The organism is Cryomorphaceae bacterium, from assembly GCA_007695365.1.
GTDB lineage: Bacteria > Bacteroidota > Bacteroidia > Flavobacteriales_D > SKUL01 > SKUL01.
Genome location: REDV01000087.1, coordinates 1 through 20,559, shown reverse-complemented (window position 1 = coordinate 20,559; position 20,559 = coordinate 1). Strand labels below are relative to the sequence as shown.

General features: G+C 47.9%; 17 protein-coding genes and 4 tRNA genes. All 21 read left to right on the top strand.

The features are described 5' to 3' along the window. The first annotated feature begins 140 nt into the window (after positions 1–140). The 21 genes from EA392_08170 (at position 141) to tuf (ending at position 20,430) form a co-directional block, all read left to right on the top strand. The gene (locus tag EA392_08170) at positions 141–3,269 is read left to right on the top strand and encodes a protein translocase subunit SecDF (protein TVR38969.1); all 3,129 of its coding nucleotides are present in this window, start codon (positions 141–143) and stop codon (positions 3,267–3,269) included. Positions 3,270–3,349: 80 nt separating this feature from the next. Beyond that, positions 3,350–3,586 carry a twin-arginine translocase TatA/TatE family subunit gene (locus EA392_08165; protein ID TVR38957.1) on the top strand — a complete coding sequence of 79 codons (237 nt, stop codon included), beginning with the start codon at positions 3,350–3,352 and terminating at the stop codon, positions 3,584–3,586. A gap of 6 nt (positions 3,587–3,592) precedes the next feature. Continuing rightward, positions 3,593–4,549 carry a sodium:calcium antiporter gene (locus EA392_08160; GenBank protein ID TVR38956.1) on the top strand — a complete coding sequence of 319 codons (957 nt, stop codon included), beginning with the start codon at positions 3,593–3,595 and terminating at the stop codon, positions 4,547–4,549. Positions 4,550–4,639: 90 nt separating this feature from the next. Further along, positions 4,640–6,829 carry a glutamine synthetase type III gene (locus tag EA392_08155; GenBank protein ID TVR38955.1) on the top strand — a complete coding sequence of 730 codons (2,190 nt, stop codon included), beginning with the start codon at positions 4,640–4,642 and terminating at the stop codon, positions 6,827–6,829. Between the two features lie 199 nt (positions 6,830–7,028). Continuing rightward, complete coding sequence (locus tag EA392_08150; protein ID TVR38954.1) at positions 7,029–9,038, top strand: tetratricopeptide repeat protein; 2,010 nt, start codon at positions 7,029–7,031, stop codon at positions 9,036–9,038. 63 nt (positions 9,039–9,101) lie between these two features. Further along, entirely contained in the window at positions 9,102–10,271 is a 1,170-nt protein-coding gene (locus EA392_08145; protein ID TVR38968.1) for a phosphoribosylformylglycinamidine cyclo-ligase, read from the top strand. 15 nt (positions 10,272–10,286) lie between these two features. Next, positions 10,287–11,357, top strand: coding sequence for a peptide chain release factor 1 (prfA, locus tag EA392_08140; GenBank protein ID TVR38967.1), 1,071 nt, complete (start codon positions 10,287–10,289; stop codon positions 11,355–11,357). Then, on the top strand, positions 11,357–12,178 hold the full coding sequence (pyrF, locus tag EA392_08135; protein TVR38966.1) for an orotidine-5'-phosphate decarboxylase: 822 nt from the start codon (positions 11,357–11,359) through the stop codon (positions 12,176–12,178). Before prfA ends, pyrF begins: the two co-directional genes overlap by 1 nt. Then, the gene (locus EA392_08130; protein ID TVR38953.1) at positions 12,117–13,478 is read left to right on the top strand and encodes a DUF2851 family protein; all 1,362 of its coding nucleotides are present in this window, start codon (positions 12,117–12,119) and stop codon (positions 13,476–13,478) included. Before pyrF ends, EA392_08130 begins: the two co-directional genes overlap by 62 nt. Positions 13,479–13,482: 4 nt before the next feature. After that, a complete protein-coding gene (locus tag EA392_08125; GenBank protein TVR38965.1) occupies positions 13,483–13,704 on the top strand; it encodes a PspC family transcriptional regulator in 222 nt (73 codons plus the stop codon). Positions 13,705–13,797: 93 nt separating this feature from the next. Continuing rightward, positions 13,798–15,591: an alanine:cation symporter family protein gene (locus EA392_08120; GenBank protein TVR38964.1), complete on the top strand. Its 1,794-nt coding sequence runs from the start codon at positions 13,798–13,800 to the stop codon at positions 15,589–15,591. A 12-nt stretch (positions 15,592–15,603) separates the two neighbouring features. After that, positions 15,604–16,554 carry a helix-hairpin-helix domain-containing protein gene (locus EA392_08115; GenBank protein ID TVR38952.1) on the top strand — a complete coding sequence of 317 codons (951 nt, stop codon included), beginning with the start codon at positions 15,604–15,606 and terminating at the stop codon, positions 16,552–16,554. After that, the gene (locus EA392_08110) at positions 16,547–17,080 is read left to right on the top strand and encodes an adenine phosphoribosyltransferase (protein TVR38951.1); all 534 of its coding nucleotides are present in this window, start codon (positions 16,547–16,549) and stop codon (positions 17,078–17,080) included. The genes EA392_08115 and EA392_08110 overlap by 8 nt, the downstream gene beginning before the upstream one ends. Positions 17,081–17,174: 94 nt before the next feature. Next, positions 17,175–17,366, top strand: a complete 192-nt coding sequence (locus EA392_08105) for a 30S ribosomal protein S21 (protein TVR38950.1) — start codon at positions 17,175–17,177, stop codon at positions 17,364–17,366. A gap of 71 nt (positions 17,367–17,437) precedes the next feature. Then, positions 17,438–18,322: an integrase gene (locus tag EA392_08100; GenBank protein ID TVR38963.1), complete on the top strand. Its 885-nt coding sequence runs from the start codon at positions 17,438–17,440 to the stop codon at positions 18,320–18,322. Between the two features lie 23 nt (positions 18,323–18,345). Further along, positions 18,346–18,654: a ribosome-associated translation inhibitor RaiA gene (gene raiA / locus EA392_08095; GenBank protein TVR38949.1), complete on the top strand. Its 309-nt coding sequence runs from the start codon at positions 18,346–18,348 to the stop codon at positions 18,652–18,654. 153 nt (positions 18,655–18,807) lie between these two features. Next, positions 18,808–18,881: transfer RNA gene (locus EA392_08090), tRNA-Thr, on the top strand. Positions 18,882–18,895: 14 nt separating this feature from the next. Beyond that, positions 18,896–18,977 (top strand) — tRNA-Tyr (locus EA392_08085). A gap of 48 nt (positions 18,978–19,025) precedes the next feature. Beyond that, positions 19,026–19,098: transfer RNA gene (locus tag EA392_08080), tRNA-Gly, on the top strand. 11 nt (positions 19,099–19,109) lie between these two features. Beyond that, a tRNA-Thr gene (locus EA392_08075) sits at positions 19,110–19,181 on the top strand. A gap of 61 nt (positions 19,182–19,242) precedes the next feature. Continuing rightward, positions 19,243–20,430 (top strand): elongation factor Tu, encoded by a 1,188-nt coding sequence (gene tuf, locus EA392_08070; protein TVR38948.1) that lies wholly within the window; start codon positions 19,243–19,245, stop codon positions 20,428–20,430. The last annotated feature ends 129 nt before the right edge of the window (positions 20,431–20,559 follow it).

The following is a 20,559-nucleotide window of genomic DNA, read 5'->3' as shown; positions in this document are numbered from 1 at the left end:
CCAATGAACAGTTGTACAAAGATGGCCTACATTGAAATGTTAGCGAAGATTTTAGGCAGCTTTTTCACTGGTTGGTATTTATGTCAGCAATAATCTATATTTGCGCCTTCCTAAAAAGAACCGAATCTAAACTCAATTCAATGCAGAACAAAGGAGCCATTTGGGTATTTACCATCCTGCTCGCCATAGCCAGTCTGTATCAGATTTCATTTTCCTTTTTTACTTCAGGATTTGAATCCAAGGCAGAAAACTTTGCGGAAACGCAGCTCGATTCTGTTCGGGCGGAGCGAGGGGAGTTGAGCGCGCTGGAAGAAAGTGAATTGCGAGAGCAGTTTGCTGACAAATTTCTGCGCGACAACGCCAACGAGCAGATTTATCCGATTTTCGGATATACCTACTCGGAATCAAAGGAAAAGGAAATCAATCTCGGTCTCGACCTCAAGGGGGGTATGAGCGTAATCCTCGAGGTATCTATTCCCGATCTTATTATAGGTCTTAGCGGCAACAGTAAAGATGCCGATTTTCGCAAAGCCATCAACGATGCGCGGGAAATGCAGCGCAATTCGCAAGATGATTTTGTGACCCTCTTTGCACGTGCATGGCAGCAAAACTCTCCTGACAAGAAAATGGCGGCTGTTTTTCACAGCCGTGACAACAAAGAAAAGTTTCCTCGTGAGGCAGACAATGCGCAAATTGTCCGCATTCTTCGCGACGAAGCTGAGGTGGCCATCAACAACACCGAAAAAATTCTTCGCACACGTATTGATAAGTTTGGCGTTGCCCAACCTACTATTCAAAAGCAGCAACTCTCCGGACGTATCATTATCGAACTTCCCGGAGTAAAAGACAAAGAGCGTGTAAGAAAGGTACTGAAAAGTACGGCCAACCTGGAGTTCTGGAATACCCACGAGAACTTTGAAATCTACCCGGTACTGGAGGAATTGAACACAGCTTTAAGTCGTGCACTTTTCCCCGACGAGGATTTTGATTTTGAAGATGACGCAGACGGCGATGAAGCCTCACAGTTGGTGGATGACGCTGATGATGCTCAGGATGATACAGCTTTAGATGTGTTGGAAAATGACACAACGGATGTGGACGTAGATGAAGAGGCCGATCTTCTCTCGGAACTAGCTGATGATACCGATACTCTTATCACTTCGCCTGACGATGATACCATGTCTGAAGCTGAGCGCAGAAAGCGATTCCCGCTGTTTTCCCTGTTATCACCCAACGCCTTCGATGGCCGTCTGCAAAATGGTCCGGTGGTGGGTTTTGCCATGCTTTCGGACACTGCCGAAATCAACAAATTACTGCGTCACCCCATAGCGCGTGAGATACTTCCGCGAGACCTGCGCCTGCTTTGGTCTGCCCGTCCCGAGCCTCAAATGGGCAACCTGATGCAACTGTATGCCATTAAGGTGGATACGCGCGATGGAAGCGCCCCCCTGGATGGTTCAACCATTGTAGATGCATCACAGGACTTTGATCCCACCGGACAGGTTCAGGTTCTGATGCAGATGAACTCCGAAGGTGCCAAAGTATGGAAGCGTCTTACAGCCAATGCTTCTTCGCAATCGCCCAAACGTTCTATTGCCATAGTGCTTGATGACTATGTGTACTCAGCTCCTGTGGTGCAAGGCGAAATTCCCTCAGGTCGCTCAAGCATCAGTATGGGCTCACGCGGTACCAAAACCGATCAGATTAAAGAAGCCGACGATCTTGCCAACCTGCTTAAAGCGGGTGCTCTGCCGGCTCCTGCCAACATTGTTGATGAGGTAATCGTTGGTCCATCATTGGGTCAGCAGAACATCAACTCAGGCTTGATGTCGTTCCTGATTGCCCTGGTGGTGGTGCTCTTCTATATGGTATTCTACTACCGCGGCGCCGGAGTTGTGTCAGACATCGCACTTATCGCAAACCTTTTCTTCCTCATAGGTGCCCTGGCATCACTTCAGGCTTCACTTACACTGCCCGGTATTGCGGGTATCATCCTCACCATTGGTATGGCGGTGGATGCCAACGTACTCATCTTTGAACGCGTACGTGAAGGGCTGAGACGAGGTAAAGGCCTCAAAGCTGCTATCACCGAAGGATACTCCAAGGCCTACTCAGCCATCATCGATGCCAACATTACAACCCTGCTTACCGCAATTGTACTGCTCGTGCTTGGTTCCGGACCCGTAAAAGGATTCGCAACCACATTGATCATTGGTATCTTCACTTCGCTGTATTCAGCCATTTTCATTACGCGCCTGTTGTTTGCGGGTCAAATTGAGGGTAAGAAGAACATAACCTTCTCAAGTAAATTAACCGCCAACTGGTTTGTGAATGCCAGTTACGACTTTGTGGGTAAAAGGAAAGTGTTCTACGCTATTTCCGGGGTGCTTATACTGGTGAGTTTGATTTCACTGACTACCCGCAAACTTGATTTTGGTGTGGACTTCATCGGAGGAAGAACCTATGATGTGCGCTTTGATGAGATTGTGGATATTGAGAATGTGCGTACTGCCCTGGCAGACGAGTTTGTAGGTGAGGATGGACTAAAGATGAGCCCTGAGGTGAAGACCATCGGAACAGCTAATCAGGTTAAAATAACCACCAAGTTCCTTGTGGATGATACCGCCCAGGATGCTGACGAAAGGGTGGAGCGGGCTCTGCGTGCTGGATTGACCAATGTCAGCCCTGATTTTGAGATCATGTCGAGCAGAAAGGTTGATCCTACTATTTCCGACGACTTCCAGAAGTCGTCCACGCTCGCGGTTATTTTCTCGCTTTTGATTATCTTCCTGTACATTGTTTTCCGTTTTAAACGCTGGCAATTTGGATTGGGAGCCATTGTGGCGATGTTCCACGACGTATTGATTGTACTTGGAATTTTCTCCCTGTTCTATGGAATTCTGCCCTTCTCAATGGAAATTGACCAGGCATTTATTGCGGCGATTCTCACGGTAGTTGGATACTCCATCAATGATACCGTGGTTGTGTTTGACCGTATTCGTGAAGAGTTGTTCGAGCACCCGAAAGATCAGGTTGGCAAAGTATTCAACAGGGCTGTAAACGCCACATTGAGCCGAACCATCAACACCTCGATGAGTACCTTCGTGGTATTGCTGTCCATCTTTATTTTCGGTGGTGAGTCCATTCGCGGTTTTATATTCGCGTTGATGATCGGAGTGGTTGTGGGTACTTACTCATCCATTTGCGTAGCAACACCAACTGTACTGCAGCTCTGGAAGCAAAAGCTGAAAAAGGAAAAGGCAGCTTGATTGCCATAACTTAATTGTAAGGGGCCCTCCGCAGTCTTGCGGGGGGCTTTTTTTTATCTTTGCACGCACCTTCGAAATCTGTGATTTACCTTTTCTTCAATATCAGCGGCGGCGAAATCTTTGTGATTGCACTCATTGCCATTATGTTCTTCGGCAAAAAAGGTATTCCAAATGTAGCCCGTACCCTGGGGAAAGGTGTTCGTCAGTTTCGGGATGCAACCCAGGAAATTCAGCGCGATATACTTGACTCTACGCGCGACATTCAGGACGAGGTCAAGAAACAGCAGAAAGATTTTCGCGATCAGATAAAGCCCTGACCCACGGTGATCACTTACGTGCTTTTTGTATTGGGATTGGCACTGCTTCTTGCGGGAGGCGAGGTGCTCGTAAGAGGTGCTGTAGGTCTTGCCATACGAATCAAGGTTTCGCAGTTGGTGATTGGTGCAACCATTGTATCACTGGGAACCTCAGCTCCTGAATTACTGGTGAGTGTTAAGGCGGTGCTTGGAGGGCATCCAGATATATCTGTTGGAAACGTAGTGGGCTCCAACATCGCTAACCTCGGTCTTGTAATGGGGCTGGTAGCGCTCATTTTTCCACTTGCCACAGATCGCGGTGCGGCTACCCTCGATTGGCCCGTGATGATGGCGGCCTCCTTGCTTTTTTACCTGATGGCATTCGATGGCGTGATAGATCGTCTGGAGGCATCTTTTCTTCTGCTGCTCTTTGTGCTTTACGTGGTTTATTCCATTTTGAAGTCCAGAAAGAAAATGCGGGTTGAAGAAGGCGATAGCGATTTTACTCCACTTCGGGAGCCGCTTTCCACACCTCTCCGGAAGCTGTTGTTCATGATAGTTTTAGGAAGTGCAGGACTCTTTTTTGGCGCAAGATGGTTTCTGCAGGGTGCTGTAGAAATGGCCGAGATATTCGGTGTGAGCCAACATGTGATTTCCGTAACGCTCATAGCTTTTGGTACTTCTGTGCCTGAGCTTGCTACATCGGCTATCGCAGCGTTCCGTAAGCAAGCGGATATTTCAGTAGGCAACCTGCTCGGATCAAATAGTTTTAATATTCTGGCCATCATGGGTATCACCGCGGCCATCAAAGATGTACCGGTCAGTTCGGTAGTGGTGAGAAGTGATTTGCTGTGGATGCTCGGTATTGCTGCCCTCGTATTGCCTTTTCTGATTATCGGCAAGAAAATTTACCGGTGGCAAGGGGCTATTCTTTTCGCTCTCTACATTGGCTATATCTACATTGTGGTTTCAAAGGGGGTCTAAATTTAGGGGGTGTTGTTGATAAAATGATTAATTCTGTTGCTTGACCCCCTAAAAAAGTAGGGTACATTTGCCAAAAAATAAACAAATTCTATGGCAACTCTGCGTTTTAAAGCACTCGAAGATCTCCAAAACCGACTTCCACTTAATGTAGAACCACCGGCTACTCGTGTATCACAGTATTATGGTGAGAGCGTGTTTAATGGCGATGTCATGCGTGAGTACCTCACGCCTGAGGCATACAAAAGTGTAAAAGCTGCTATCAACAGCGGACTAACCATCGACCGTCGGGTGGCAGATCAGGTGGCCGCAGCCATGAAAGACTGGGCTATTTCCAAAGGTGCCACACACTATACCCATTGGTTTCAGCCGCTCACCGGAGCAACGGCCGAGAAACACGATTCTTTTTTTGACTACTACGAAGAGGGCAGGGGAATTGAAAGGTTTGACGGAACCATGCTCGTGCAACAAGAGCCGGATGCATCTTCGTTTCCCAGTGGAGGGTTGAGGAATACATTTGAAGCCCGGGGTTATACTGCCTGGGACCCCTCTTCACCAGCTTTTGTGATAGGAAAGACCCTTTGCATCCCCACTATTTTTCTCTCCTATACAGGCGATGCACTTGATTATAAAATGCCGCTACTCCGTGCACTCAACGTGATGGATAAGGCGGCCACAGAAGTTTGCCGCTACTTTTATCGGGATGTAAATAAGGTGGTAACCACCCTTGGATGGGAGCAGGAGTATTTTCTGGTAGATGCGGCACTCTTCAATGCCCGTCCTGATATGGTGCTTGCAGGTAGAGCGCTCTTTGGTCACAATCCCGCTAAAGGACAACAACTCGACGACCATTACTTTGGTAGCATAGCAGAACGAGCCATGGCCTTTATGCGCGATTTTGAGATTGAAGCTCTGCGATTGGGTATTCCGGTTACCACACGGCACAATGAGGTAGCCCCCAATCAGTTTGAGGTGGCTCCCAAGTTTGAGGAGGCCAACCTCGCCAACGATCACAACCTCCTGCTGATGGATTTGCTGGAGAAAATAGCGCGCAAACATCGCTTCCGTGTGCTTTTGCACGAGAAGCCTTTTGCGGGCCTGAATGGCTCCGGTAAACACAACAATTGGTCGCTGGCAACCGATACAGGAATTAACCTTCTCAGCCCGGGCAAAAACCCAAAAAGCAACCTGAGATTTCTAACCTTTCTGATTAACACCATTAAGGCCATCAGTGAATATCCCGATGTGCTTCGCGCAAGTATTGCTTCGGCGAGTAATGATTTGCGCCTGGGTGCCAATGAAGCCCCACCAGCCATCATGTCGGTGTTTATCGGCTCACAGTTAACCGAAATCCTCGATAAACTCGAAAAGAGCATAAAGGCGGGTAGGATGACCCCCGAACACAAAACGGAGTTAAAACTTAACATTGGCAAGATTCCTCAATTGCTTATTGACAATACCGACAGAAATCGAACTTCGCCATTTGCATTTACAGGCAATAAGTTTGAATTCAGAGCGGTAGGTTCTACTGCCAATTGTGGTTCCGCCATGGTGGCGCTCAACACCATTGTAGCCAATCAGCTGCGAAAGTTTAAAGAAGCCGTTGATAAGCGAATTGAAGGTGGCAACGGTAAAGATGAAGCCATTTTGAAGGAACTCCAGAAATTGATCAAGGAAAGCAAGTCAATCCGTTTCGAAGGTAATGGATATGGCGAGGCATGGGTGAAAGAAGCTGCAAAACGCGGTTTGAGCAACCTACCGGATACGCCTCGTGCCATTGAAGTATTGGAGCAACCCGGCATTCAAAAGTTGTTCGCAAATCTCGAAATTCTGTCTGAGCGCGAAATGCACGCCCGAATTGAAACCGAGCTGGAAAAATACATGATGCAGGTTCAGATAGAATCGCGTGTGGCAGGCGACCTCGCCCAGAACCATATTATCCCAACAGCCATTACCTATCAAAATCGCTTGTTGCAGAATGTAAGAGGGCTCAAGGATGTCCTGCCCAAAGCCGAATATGAAAAGGCTTCGGCTACACCTCTTAAACTGGTGCGCGATATTACCCATCACATGGAGGCTATTAAAACCAAAGTGGACGCCATGATTGAGGCACGTAAAAAGGCCAACAAAATAACCGACCCCAAAAAGAAGGCATTTGCATACTGCGACGAGGTTCGCACATTTTTGCCCGAAATAAAGTATCACTCAGACAAACTCGAGCTTCTTATTGACGACGAGCTTTGGCCCATGCCTAAACTGCGGGAGTTGTTGTTCACCAAATAAAAGGTTTTGAAGAACAGCCTCCTGTTCCCGCAGTAGTCCAAAAACATCAAATTAAAGTTAAAGAAGCCGGTTCAGTGCCGGCTTCTTGCATGAAAGTGCGCCGGGAAAAAAAGTCAGGCACGAAACATGTTTTTGTTATTCTCTGCCGGAAATCGTTATTTTTGGCCTTTATTGCTTTTGTGAATTCAAACCGAATTGCATGACACACTTGAAACCAATCTTACTGATGTCCCTGCTGCTGATGTTTGCAGGAGTTGCCACAGCGCAACAAGATCGCTTCTTAAAAGAAGCTGAAAATCAATTTAAGAACGAAGGCTACCACGAAGCCATAGACCTTTACAAAAAGGCATATGCCAAGGAAAAGGACGTGAAAGAAAAAGGCCGGATTCTGTTTCAGATTGCCGAATGCTACCGCAAGGTGCTCGATATGGAGCAGGCCGTTGTATGGTATAACAAGGCCATCAAAGCCCGTCATGACGAGCCTTCAGCATACTTTCACATTGCTGAATCACATCGCGAAAAAGGGAATTTTGCCGAAGCCATCACCTATTACAACAAATACGCTGAACTGGCTCCCAACGACAAGAATGTAGCAAGAACCATCGCTAACTGCGAAATGGCTCAGGAGTGGCTCGATAGCCCGTTGCGCTATATTGTAGAGCCCGAAGTTCAAATCAACTCTCCCTACTTTGATTTCTCTCCGACATGGGCTGACAAACGAAATGAAATGATCTATTTCACTTCTTCGCGTCCGGGAGGACAAGGCTCTCGCATTGACAACAGAACAGGTGAGAACTATACCGATATCTACTTCTCTCAGCGCGACAAGAAAGGAAAGTGGAGCGAGCCGTACCCTCTGACCGGTGCGGTAAATACTGAACACAATGAAGGCTCGGCAGTGCTCAACGGAAAGAAAAATGTGATGTACTATACCCGCTGCCGTAGCGACAAGAATAAAAGCCACGGATGTGACATTTTTATGTCGCGTAAAGTAGGCCAAAACTGGGGTGAAGGTGTGCTGGTTGACCTTAAACCAAAGGATGACAAAGATGTGTACACAGTAGGTCATCCAGCCATTGACGACAACGAAACCATGTTGATTTTTGCAAGCGACATTCCCGGAGGTTACGGAGGTCGCGATTTGTGGATCTCTACTTACGACCGCAAAAGCAAGTCATGGTCAACGCCCAAAAACCTGGGCCCTGAAATCAATACTGCCGACGACGAAATGTTTCCATACCTCCACGACAACGGAAACCTCTACTTCGCCTCAAACGGACACCCCGGAATGGGAGGTCTCGATATGTTTGTGGCCGAAAAAACCGGAGAAATGGAATGGAAAAATGTGCAAAACCTGAAGGCACCCATGAATTCAGTAGCTCATGACTACGGAATCATCTTCGACGGAGAAGAGGACCGCGGATTTTTCACCTCCGGTCGCCCGGGTGGAACAGGACGTGAAAACATCTGGAGCTTCAAAATGCCCCCGCTTATTTTCGCCCTTCAGGGTAATGTGTACGACAAAGAGACCATGGTGCCCATTGAAGATGCTTACGTAAAAGTTGTAGGTTCTGACGGCTCTTCCTTTGAGGCTTCTACCGATGCCAATGGTGGATTCAATTTTGAAGAAACCGCCAATGAGCGCTACATCAACCCCGAGGTTACCTATTCAATGGAAGTGGGTAAAGAAGACTACCTCGTGGCCAAAGACCAAATCAGCACTGTGGGAGTGAAGGAGTCAACCACCTTTGTGAAGGAGTTCTTTATTACCTATGTTGCCGAACCGGATGAAATTGAATTCCCTGAGGTGCGTTACGCATTCGACAGGGCTGAACTGCTCGTGAATGAAGAAGTGAACTCGAAAGATTCACTGAACTTCCTCTTTCAAACACTCATTGACAACCCAACTATTATTATCGAGCTGCAGTCGCACACCGACTCGCGCGGTAGCGAAAAGTACAACCTCGATCTGAGCCAACGCCGGGCCCAGTCATGCGTGGATTACCTGATTTCAAAAGGTATTCCTGCTGAGCGAATGGTGGCAAAAGGTTATGGTAAATCAAAGCTCAGAATTACCGATGCGCAAATCAACGCCATGAAGACCGAAGAAGAGCGCGAAGCGGCTCACCAAAAGAACCGACGTACAACATTTGCTGTACTCAGTTTTGATTACATCCCCGAAGACAAGGTGGAAGAATCACCCAACTAGACATTTTTAAATCATCGGAAAAAGCGTCCCGTGTTTCGGGATGCTTTTTTCATTTTTGTACCCATGAGTTCAGAGCGATACCATAGCAGAGGTGTTTCCGCTTCCAAAGAAGACGTTCACAATGCCATTGCCGATCTAGACAAAGGCCTCTATCCTCACGCATTTTGCAAAATTGTACCCGATTACCTGACAGGTGACGAAAACTACTGCCTTGTGATGCACGCCGATGGAGCCGGCACCAAAAGCTCACTGGCCTACATATACTGGAAAGAAACAGGCGACCTCTCCGTCTGGAAGGGAATAGCCCAGGACGCACTCGTGATGAACCTTGATGACTTAATCTGCGTGGGCGCCACAGAGCGAATCCTGGTTTCATCTACCATCGGTCGAAACAAGAACCTGATTCCCGGTGAAGTGATTGCAGCCATCATTCAGGGTACTGAAGAATTGCTGGCCGAACTTCGCAGTATGAACATAGATATTCACCTTACTGGAGGAGAAACCGCCGATGTGGGCGATCTCGTGCGAACCGTTATAGTAGACTCAACAGTAGTGGCCCGAATGAAACGCTCCGAAGTCATTGACAACGCAAACATCCGTGCAGGAAATGTAATCGTTGGCTTTGCATCGTACGGAAAAGCGAGCTATGAATCGCAATACAACGGTGGTATGGGGTCCAATGGCCTTACCTCTGCGCGCCACGATGTCTTTTCATCCGAATTGGCAACGAGGTATCCCGAGAGCTTTGATCCTCTCGTGCCCGGTGATCTCGTTTATTCCGGTTCACGAAAACTCACCGATCCCGTTGACGGAACACCTCTCGACGCAGGTAAACTCGTGCTTTCTCCCACCCGGACTTATGCGCCGCTCGTTCGAAGAATCCTCAATAAACACCGCGATGCCATTCAAGGCATGGTGCACTGCAGCGGTGGAGCCCAAACAAAGGTGCTTCATTTTATTGAAGGACTGCGCGTGGTAAAAAACAACATGCTGCCCGTTCCCCCGCTCTTCAAAATGATTCAGTCAGAATCCGGAACCGACTGGCGGGAGATGTACAAGGTTTTCAACATGGGGCACCGATTGGAGATATACACGGATGAGGCCTCGGCCGAAGCAATGATAGACATTGCCAAAAGCATGCAGATTGAAGCCGGCGTTATAGGATATGTTGAAACCGCCGAACAGAAAGAAGTTCGGATTGAAAGCGAATGGGGAACCTTTACCTACCACTAAGACATGAGCAGGGAGTTGTTGAATAAATTGGGCTTTATTGTAGAGCGACGTCAGGAAGTTGCCAAGCTCATTGTTGACCCTGAAGTGATTTCAGATCAAAAACGATATGCCCAATACTCAAAGGAATACAAAGACCTTGGGGAAATTGAAGAGGCCTATCTGGAGTACAAAAATGTGCTCGATAACATGGACTCGTCTCGCCAGATTCTGCGGGACGAAAAAGACGAGGAATTCAGGGAATTGGCCAAAGCAGAACTCACAGAACTGGAAGACCGGCAAGTTGAACTGGAGGAAAAAGTGAAAATGTTGCTCGTTCCGAAAGACCCTGAAGACGCCAAAAATGCCATCATGGAGATTCGCGCCGGAACAGGTGGTGACGAGGCCAGCATTTTTGCGGGCGATCTCTTCAGAATGTACTCCCGATTTTGCGATCATCAAAACTGGACTATTGAACTGGTTGAAGTAAACGAAGGTACTTCGGGTGGTTACAAGGAAATCATCTTTAACGTAAGCGGTAACGACGTGTACGGTACCCTGAAATACGAGGCAGGTGTGCACCGCGTGCAGCGTGTGCCTCAAACCGAAACCCAGGGAAGGGTGCATACATCGGCAGCAACTGTGATGGTGTTGCCCGAAGCAGAAGAGTTTGATGTTGAGGTAAAGGAATCTGATTTACGTGTTGATTCATATTGCTCTTCCGGACCCGGAGGTCAATCGGTAAACACAACTTACTCAGCTATTCGTCTTACGCACTTACCAACGGGTATTGTGGCGCAGTGCCAGGATCAAAAAAGCAAACTAAAAAACTACGACAAAGCGCTATCAGTGCTGCGCTCTCGTATCTACGAAAAGGAATTACAGAAAAAGCTCGAGGCCGATGCCGCGCGGAGAAAATCCATGGTTTCCTCGGGCGATCGCTCGGCCAAAATCCGCACCTATAACTACCCACAAGGAAGGGTTACCGATCACCGCATCAATCTCACGCTGTATAACCTGCCTGATGTAATGAACGGAGCAATATCCGAAATCATTGATGCTTTGAAAGTGGCCGAAAACGCAGAAAAACTCAAAGCCGGAACCGAATGATGACCCGAGAGCAACTGATAAAGCGCATCAAAGAACAACGTAGCTTTTTGTGCGTTGGTCTGGACAGCGACCCGGCTCTCATTCCTGTGAAGTTCAAACAATACAAGAACCCGGTGCTCGAATTCAATAAAGCAATTATTGAACTCACGGCCCCCTATTGCGTGGCATACAAGCCCAATACAGCATTCTATGAGCGCAGCGGATGGCAGGGATGGCAAACGCTCCAGGAAACAGTAGCTTACATACCTGAAGGATACCTCAAAATTCTCGATGCCAAGAGGGGAGACATCGGCAATACCTCCAATCAATATGCTGCTGCGTTTTGGGATACCGTTCAGGCGGATGCACTTACGGTAGCTCCGTACATGGGGCGCGACTCTGTTGAACCCTACCTGAACCGTAAAGGTAAGTGGGCCGTTGTATTAGCGCTGACCTCCAACCAGGGAGCAAACGATTTTCAAATGCTGAGGCTCGAAAACGGCGACATGCTTTTTGAGCAAGTGGTGAAATCATCTATTCAGTGGGGTAGCGAAGAGAACCTAATGTACGTGGTTGGAGCTACGCGTGGAGATTTGCTGAGCAAAATGCGCGCACTGGCACCCGGCCATTTCTTTCTTGTGCCGGGCGTGGGAGCGCAGGGAGGTAGCCTTGCCGACGTGGCCAAACACGCTATGACATCTGATTGCGGATTGTTGGTAAACGCATCAAGATCTGTTATCTACGCAGGTTCGGGGGAGGGCTTCGAGAAAAGTGTAGAAGATGCTTGTATTCAATTACAGCGGCAAATGGAAACACTGCTCCTACAGCATAACATCATCTGAAATACCTGAAATAATCCAGATGAGAGAAGAGTTTTTACATCATATATGGAAATTCGGGCTCTTTCGGAAAGATGCGCTGACCACAACTGACGGACGCTCAGTAGTGGTTATTCACCCCGGTCAACACAACCACCAATCGGGCCCTGATTTCTTCAATGCCCGTGTAGAGATTGATGGCACCCTTTGGGTGGGCAATGTGGAAATTCATGTGGATGAACGCGATTGGTTTCGGCATGAACACCACCTTGATGTGGCCTATGATAATGTAATTCTGCATGTGGTGTTTGCCCCGTCATCCGATGGAACCACCAATACACAGGGCAGGGAAATACCCGTTTTATCTCTTGATTCAAGAATTTCAGAAAGGCAATATCACTTGTACCTGAGCTTTTTGGCAAGCAGGCAGTTCATTCCCTGTGGAGCACTGCTCTCGAGCGTTTCTAAAACAGTGGTGTCACTTTGCCAGGATCGGATGCTGGTGAACCGCCTTGAGCGAAAGTCCAAAGATGTGCTTCTCAGGCTTGATCGAAACCGCGGCGACTGGCAGCAAACCCTGTTCGAGCAGCTGGCCATGAATTTTGGTTTTAAGGTAAATGCCCAGCCCATGGAGATGATGGCCCGAAGCCTGCCCGTAAACCTTCTGGGAAAGTATCAGGACAATCTGTTACAGTTGGAGGCTCTGCTGTTTGGTCAGTCAGGATGGCTCGACGAGCGATTGGAGACGGATTATGCCTTGCAGCTTCAAAATGAGTTCGCCTTTTTACGTCACAAGCACAAGCTCATTCCCATAGAGCCGGTAGCGTGGAAATTCGGTAGGATGCGCCCTGCCAATTTTCCAACCATTCGCGTTGCACAACTGGCAGCGCTGGTGCATGGCAGTAAGGGCTTGTTCAGGGCCATTCTCGAAAGTGAGAACCCGGCAGAACTTGCTGCGCTTTTCGATGTAACTGCTTCACCTTACTGGTCAGAATACCATCACTTTGACAGACGGACGGCGAGTGGTTTAGAAAAGCACCTTGGCGCCGCGTCGCAAGACAATATCATCATCAATACCGTTGTGCCGTTTTTATTTGCTTATTCGCAGCATCTCGACGACCAACGTTATGCCGACAAGGGGATACGCCTTCTTGAGAGCAGGCCACCCGAGAGCAATCGCATCGTCTTAAATATGCATAAACTGGGCTTTGACCTTGAGCACGCTGCGCACTCACAATCACTACTTGAGCTCAAAAGCCAGTATTGTGATGAAAAGAAATGCTTACATTGTGCCATCGGAACCAAACTCTTAAACGACGCCTAAAGTGATACATCGGATAAAAGCATTTTTTGAACAGCGCTCGTTTGGTGTATGTGCCTGGTGGGGCGAAAAGCTCGGAATCAATACAGGGCATATCAGGCTTTTCTTCATATATGTTTCATTCCTGACCCTTGGTTCTCCGCTGGTCATATACATGGCCATGGCTTTTGTGTTGGAGCACAAAGAGTATTTCAAGTTTCGCAGGCGCCAGTCTGTTTGGGATCTTTAAGGACAACACGCACATCCGAATTTCGCGCAGATGAGGAAGGTGGTTGCTAAATCGACCTTTTTTCGCATTTTTGCTCGGAATCAACCTGTTTTCATGAAACATCTCACCTTTGTCCTTTTTCTGGTTTACATACAGTTACACTCATTCGGGCAATTCACCGCACATCTCGAAACTGAGAACATCAGCCGCGAAATTAACGACGGCAAGGCCCGGGTAGAGGCCAAGGGTGGGGAGAGACCCTATTCCTACAAGTGGAGCCTGCAAAGTGTGCCGCTCACCGATTCAGTGAGTACCGGGCTAACTGAAAACACAACTTTTAAAGTAATCGTTTCCGATGCCCGCGGTGAGTCGGTTGAACTTACGGGAACCATTGAGGGTAACTCATTTGAAGAAAGACTGAACTCCACCTTTATTCCGATTGTGGATTTTATGGCATCCATGCTATTTGCCGATCCGTTTGCCTTTATGGGTATCTACGATCCGGTTATTTATGATGACGCCGGCAACGCGGTACTGCATCCCAATGGTGATCCGCGAAAACAGCCTATTCCGTTTATTGTGGTTTGGCTGGTTTTTGGAGCCGTGTTTTTCACCATCAAAATGCGATTCATCAATTTTCGTGGGATGGCACATGCGCTCCAATTGGTGCGCGGTAAATACGACGACCCGGCCAATAAAGGAGAGGTTTCACATTTTCAGGCACTAACTACAGCGCTATCTGCCACTGTTGGATTGGGAAACATTGCCGGGGTGGCTATTGCTATCTCGCTCGGAGGGCCGGGTGCCACTTTTTGGATGATTTGTGCGGGGCTGCTGGGTATGGCGAGTAAATTTACAGAGTGCACACTCGGTGTGAAATACCGCTTTATCAATGATAAAGGGGAGGTAAGCGGTGGTCCGATGTATTACCTGAGCAGAGCCTTGACCATTAGAGGGCATGGCATACTGGGTAAAGTGCTTGCAGCTTTGTTTGCGGTGCTTTGTATTGGCGGGTCGTTTGGAGGTGGAAACATGTTTCAGGCCAATCAGGCCTGGGCTCAGATGGCGTCCAAAGTGCCGTTCTTTCTGGAAAACAGAGCTTTGTTTGGTCTCGTTTTAGCCGTGTTGGTGGGGCTGGTAATTATTGGCGGTATCCGCAGTATTGCACGTGTAACGGATAAAATTGTTCCACTTATGGTGGGAACATATGTGCTGTTCGCTATCCTTATCATATTTGCAAATATCGGCCAGATTGGTGAAGCCTTTGGGCATATTGTTGGAGGCGCATTCTCACCGGAGGCAATGCGTGGCGGGTTTATTGGTGTGCTGATTGTGGGTTTTCAGCGGGCGGCATTCTCCAACGAGGCAGGAGTGGGGTCAGCGTCTATTGCGCACTCGGCATCCAGAACAGACGAGCCCGTAAGCGAAGGCGTGGTAGCCCTGATGGAGCCATTTATTGATACGGTGGTAGTATGTACAATGACCGCCCTGGTGCTGATTTTTACCGGATTTGCATTTGATCAATCGGGGCTTGAAGGGGCTCAGCTTACGTCGGCTGCTTTCAGCAGCGTGTTCGCTTGGTTCGATTGGGTGCTGCTTATTGCCATTATCCTTTTTGCTTTTTCAACCATGATATCGTGGTCTTACTATGGTTTGAAGGCCTGGACCTATCTCTTTGGCCACGGAAAAATGAAAGCCAACCTTTATAAGATTATCTTTTTGATTTTCATTGTGGTGGGCGCGTCATCGAGCCTGGGGGCTGTACTCGACTTTTCGGACTTGATGATACTCGGAATGGCCTTTCCCAACATTATTGGCTTATTGATTCTGGCCAACGAAGTACGGGCTGACCTGAAGGATTACATGCATCGCATTAAAACCGGAAAAATCAGGCGTTTCACCGAATAGTGTTTGCATCATATGAGCCTGAAAAAACGAATCAACGATTTTTTTGAGTTCTATCCGAGCGAGAAAAAGGGAGTGTTCTTTCTGGCAGGTCTCATGGCTTTTTGGGTATTGGGGCTGTACATTTATCAGCGAATGCCAGCCAATGCAACGCATGGTGACCCGGAATTTGAAGCTGCCGTGTTGGAGTATTATCAAGGCCTGGACGCTCAGGCTGCCCAATCATCAGCAGAGGCTCCATCGAATCGCGCTTCAGTACAGCTGTTCCTGTTCGACCCCAATGTGCTTTCATTTGATTCGCTCAAACTCCTGGGTTTACCTGAGCGAACTGCGAGAGCCATCGTCAATTATCGCGCAAGTGGTGGAACATTTCGCAATCCCGATGACCTTGCCAAAATCTACGTATTGTCGGAGGAAGACTTTATGAGGTTAAAGCCTTATGTAGAGATAAGCCTCGCTGATCGCACAGCCACCACGTTGCCCGACAGGGAAAAGGTGGTAACAGAGGCCGCGAAAGAAAAGGGGGCAGGGGAGGAAAGACAATCCGCAATGTATGACATGCCCGAGTTGGTAGAGTTAAATTTGGCCGATACTTCCGACCTTGTAGCCATCAGAGGAATAGGCCCTTTTTTCGCCCGTAAAATTATAGAGAGACGCGATGCCCTGGGGGGTTTTCGGGATTATACTCAACTCAAGGAAATTTATCGCTTTGATGACGAAAAACTGGAAATGGTTGCACCTTATCTCAGTCTGGATACATCGCTGGTTCATAGAATTGACCTGAACAAGGCAGACATAGACCGTCTTAAAAGACACCCTTACATAACTTTCAAAATTGCCAATTCCATCGTGCAAATGCGCAATGCACATGGTTCTTTTCGCCGGGTAGAAGACATCCAACGCTCCTATTTAATCAATGACTCTATCTTTGGGCGCATCAAACCCTATCTCATCGTACATGAATAGTCTTACTATGCGGCTCAAAGAGGTCATTCGGGATGTGCCGGATTTTCCGAAGCCCGGCATCATGTTCAAGGATATCACGCCGATTTTGCAAAACCCCGATCTTACGGCAGAGATTGTAGATGCTTTGGCCGCGGAGGCCCGTGTAATGCGTGTAGATGCCATTGCCGGTGTGGAGAGCAGAGGGTTTTTCTTCGGGCCCCAAATGGCCCGATCACTCAACGTACCTTTTATCCCCATTCGAAAGAAAGGAAAATTACCCTACCATACCGTATCATACGCGTATGATTTGGAATACGGACAGGCCGTGGTAGAAATGCACAAAGACGCGGTACATCCGGGTATGCGGGTTTTGGTACACGATGATTTGCTTGCCACCGGAGGAACAGCCATGGCGGGTGCCGAGCTGGTTAAGGTGCAGCAAGGTATTGTAACCGGATTCTCTTTTTTGGTGGAATTGGCTTTCCTGAATGGACGCAATGCGCTGGAGCCATACCGGATACCCATCCATTCAATGGTGACATACTAAGCACCGGAATACTTCAGCTGAAATTTTTTCCTAGCTCTTGTATTGGAAGAAGATTTTTGTACTTTTGCAGCCCAATTACAAAACGACATCTAACATGCTGATTATTCCTGTTAAAGAAGGCGAAAACATTGAGCGAGCTCTCAAGCGTTTCAAGAAGAAGTTCGAGCGCACCGGAACGATGCGTCAATTGCGTGCTCGTCAGCACTTTACAAAGCCTTCAGTAGAACGTCGCAAGGAAGTTTTGAAAGCGAGGTACGTTGCGCAGATGAAGCGCGAAAATGAATAGTTAGTCCACTTTCGAAAGAAAGTTCCGATATTCGGGGGTGAATGCCGTACTTGGTATTCACCCCTTTTTTTATGTCTGTACCTGCCTTTCTAAATTACGTCACCCACGAAAAGCGTTACTCTGCGCATACCGTTAAGGCGTACTCCTCCGATTTGGATCAATTCGGAGCCTATCTCAAGCAGTCCTATGAACTGGATGAACCCGGTCAGGCTACCCATACCATGATACGCTCATGGGTTGTGGAGCTTGTGCAGGAAGGGGTGAAGGAGGTAAGCATCAAGCGGAAAATATCCTGCCTCAAGGCCTATTACAAATACCTGAAGCGCACCGGCCAGCTCACCGTCAATCCGATGCAAAAAGTAGTGGCGCCCAGGGCGGGCACGCGCTTGCCGGTGTTTGTGGAAGAGAAGAATATGAACCGACTCTTTGAGCCCGACATGTTCAGCGACGACTTTACAGGTTGCCGCGACGCGCTTATTATTGAGCTGTTCTACCATACGGGAATGCGCTTGTCTGAGTTGATTCAACTCACCGAAAAAGATGTTCGCACCAACGAGCGCCTGATTCGGGTATTGGGTAAAAGAAACAAAGAGAGGTTGATTCCTATCAGCGACCATCTCGCGGCAATAATCAAACGCTATGAAACGTTGAAAAAAGAGCAGTCATTCTGTATCCCAACCATATATTTCGTCGTAAAAGACAACGGCGATAAATTGTATCCAAAACTTGTTTATCGAATCGTGAATCATTACCTTGGTCTGGTTACCACCCTCCGCAAAAAAAGCCCGCACGTGCTGAGACACACATTCGCAACACACATGCTGAACCACGGCGCAGATCTGGGAGCTATTCGTACTTTGCTCGGGCATTCCAGCCTTGCCGCTACGCAGGTTTACACACACAATTCAATAGAAAAACTTAAGGATGTTCACCGTAAGGCCCATCCTAAAGGATAGTATTCACCAAAAATTATCACGCTATGCACCTAAATGTTCATTCCATCCAATTCAAAGCAGATCGCAAACTGATTAACTTTGTAGAAGACCGGGTTGACAAGCTCGGGTTGTTCTCTGACAACATTATTTCCGGTGAAGTTTTTTTACGACTCGAAAAATCTGAAGACAGTAAGAACAAGATTTCTGAAATCCGCCTTCACATACCCGGCAAGGAGCTTTTTGCCAAACGTCAATGCAAGTCATTCGAAGAAGGAATTGACGAAGCTGTAGAAGCCCTGCGTAGGCAGCTTATGAAATCCAAAGGAAAAAGACGCGTTAGAATGGCTTCGTAGATTCGCCATGTAGCTGAATAACAGCAGTTAGTAAACATTAGCAAAATATCTGCCACGATTTTTTGCGAAGCACTAAATCTTTCATACATTTGCAGACCTTTTTAAGAGAAGGTCTGCTTTTTTATGCAGCGTTCTTAACATGGTGACTTTAATGCCGGCATAGCTCAGTTGGCTAGAGCAGCTGATTTGTAATCAGCAGGTCGTGGGTTCGAGTCCCTCTGCCGGCTCATTAAAGGAAATTGGGGAGATACCGAAGCGGTCAAACGGGGCAGACTGTAAATCTGTTGGCTCAGCCTTCGTAGGTTCGAATCCTGCTCTCCCCACACGCTCTTTACATAGCGTGCTGTTTTTTTAGCACGTGGACTTTATAAGCGGGAGTAGCTCAGTTGGTAGAGCATCAGCCTTCCAAGCTGAGGGTCGCGAGTTCGAATCTCGTCTCCCGCTCATAAATTAAAGCCGATGTAGCTCAGGGGTAGAGCGCTTCCTTGGTAAGGAAGAGGTCAGGGGTTCAATTCCCCTCATTGGCTCTGATCGGCAATTATTTTTTAACTGAATAACAATTACACGAACCTTTAACAACTAGGAACTATGGCAAAAGCAACATTTGATCGTTCCAAACCCCACGTAAACATCGGTACCATCGGTCACGTGGATCACGGAAAAACTACCCTGACTGCTGCAATTACTACTGTACTTGCCAACAAGGGGCTCTCAGAACTGCGCAGCTTCGATTCTATCGATAACGCACCCGAAGAGAAAGAACGAGGTATTACGATCAACACCTCACACGTAGAATACCAAACAGCTAACCGTCACTACGCACACGTTGACTGTCCCGGTCACGCTGACTACGTAAAGAACATGGTAACTGGTGCTGCCCAGATGGACGGTGCTATCCTGGTTGTTGCCGCTACTGATGGCCCTATGCCTCAAACCCGAGAGCACATCCTTCTCGGTCGTCAGGTAGGTGTGCCTCGTATCGTTGTGTTCATGAACAAAGTGGACATGGTGGATGATGAGGAACTCCTCGAGCTTGTTGAGATGGAAATTCGCGACTTGCTTTCTTTCTACGACTACGATGGTGACAATACCCCCGTTATCCGCGGTTCAGCTCTCGGCGCTTTGAATGGCGAAGAGAAGTGGGTCAACACAGTAATGGAATTGATGGATGCCGTTGATACATGGATCGAAATTCCACCACGTGACATTGAGAAGGACTTCCTGATGTCGGTTGAAGACGTGTTCTCTATTACCGGTCGTGGAACCGTAGCTACCGGACGTATCGAAACCGGAGTAATCAACTCAGGTGAGGAAGTAGAAATCCTCGGTATGCAGGATAAGAAGATGAAGTCAACCGTAACTGGTGTGGAAATGTTCCGCAAGATCCTCGACCGCGGTGAGGCCGGTGACAACGTTGGTCTGCTTCTTCGTGGTATCGAGAAAACTGAGATTAAGCGTGGAATGGTTATCGCCAAGCCAGGTTCAATCACTCCTCACACCAAATTCAAAGCTGAAATCTACGTGTTGAAGAAAGAAGAAGGTGGTCGTCACACTCCTTTCCACAACAAATACCGCCCTCAGTTCTACTTCCGTACTACTGATGTAACCGGTGAAATCACTTTGGAAGAAGGTCGTGAGATGGTAATGCCTGGTGATAACGTAACCATCACCGTTCAGCTGATCGTACCAGTAGCGATGGACAAAGGTCTGCGCTTTGCGATCCGTGAAGGTGGCCGTACCGTAGGTGCTGGTCAGGTTACCGAAATCATCGAGTAATTCGAACGAAGATTGAAATATGTTGACAGCGGAAGGTGAGGGCACATGTGCCTTTCACCTTTAGCTGTCAATAGACGGGTGTAGCTCAGTTGGTAGAGCACTGGTCTCCAAAACCAGGTGTCGGGAGTT

Bases quoted from the DNA above. Each gene is read 5' to 3' on its own strand.
- tuf (TVR38948.1), top strand. From the start codon at position 19,243: ATGGCAAAAGCAACATTTGATCGTTCCAAACCCCACGTAAACATCGGT.
- EA392_08110 (TVR38951.1), top strand. From the start codon at position 16,547: ATGAATAGTCTTACTATGCGGCTCAAAGAGGTCATTCGGGATGTGCCG.
- EA392_08105 (TVR38950.1), top strand. From the start codon at position 17,175: ATGCTGATTATTCCTGTTAAAGAAGGCGAAAACATTGAGCGAGCTCTC.
- EA392_08170 (TVR38969.1), top strand. From the start codon at position 141: ATGCAGAACAAAGGAGCCATTTGGGTATTTACCATCCTGCTCGCCATA.
- raiA (TVR38949.1), top strand. From the start codon at position 18,346: ATGCACCTAAATGTTCATTCCATCCAATTCAAAGCAGATCGCAAACTG.
- EA392_08145 (TVR38968.1), top strand. From the start codon at position 9,102: ATGAGTTCAGAGCGATACCATAGCAGAGGTGTTTCCGCTTCCAAAGAA.
- EA392_08115 (TVR38952.1), top strand. From the start codon at position 15,604: ATGAGCCTGAAAAAACGAATCAACGATTTTTTTGAGTTCTATCCGAGC.
- EA392_08120 (TVR38964.1), top strand. From the start codon at position 13,798: ATGAAACATCTCACCTTTGTCCTTTTTCTGGTTTACATACAGTTACAC.
- pyrF (TVR38966.1), top strand. From the start codon at position 11,357: ATGACCCGAGAGCAACTGATAAAGCGCATCAAAGAACAACGTAGCTTT.
- EA392_08150 (TVR38954.1), top strand. From the start codon at position 7,029: ATGACACACTTGAAACCAATCTTACTGATGTCCCTGCTGCTGATGTTT.
- EA392_08100 (TVR38963.1), top strand. From the start codon at position 17,438: ATGTCTGTACCTGCCTTTCTAAATTACGTCACCCACGAAAAGCGTTAC.
- EA392_08155 (TVR38955.1), top strand. From the start codon at position 4,640: ATGGCAACTCTGCGTTTTAAAGCACTCGAAGATCTCCAAAACCGACTT.
- EA392_08130 (TVR38953.1), top strand. From the start codon at position 12,117: ATGCTTGTATTCAATTACAGCGGCAAATGGAAACACTGCTCCTACAGC.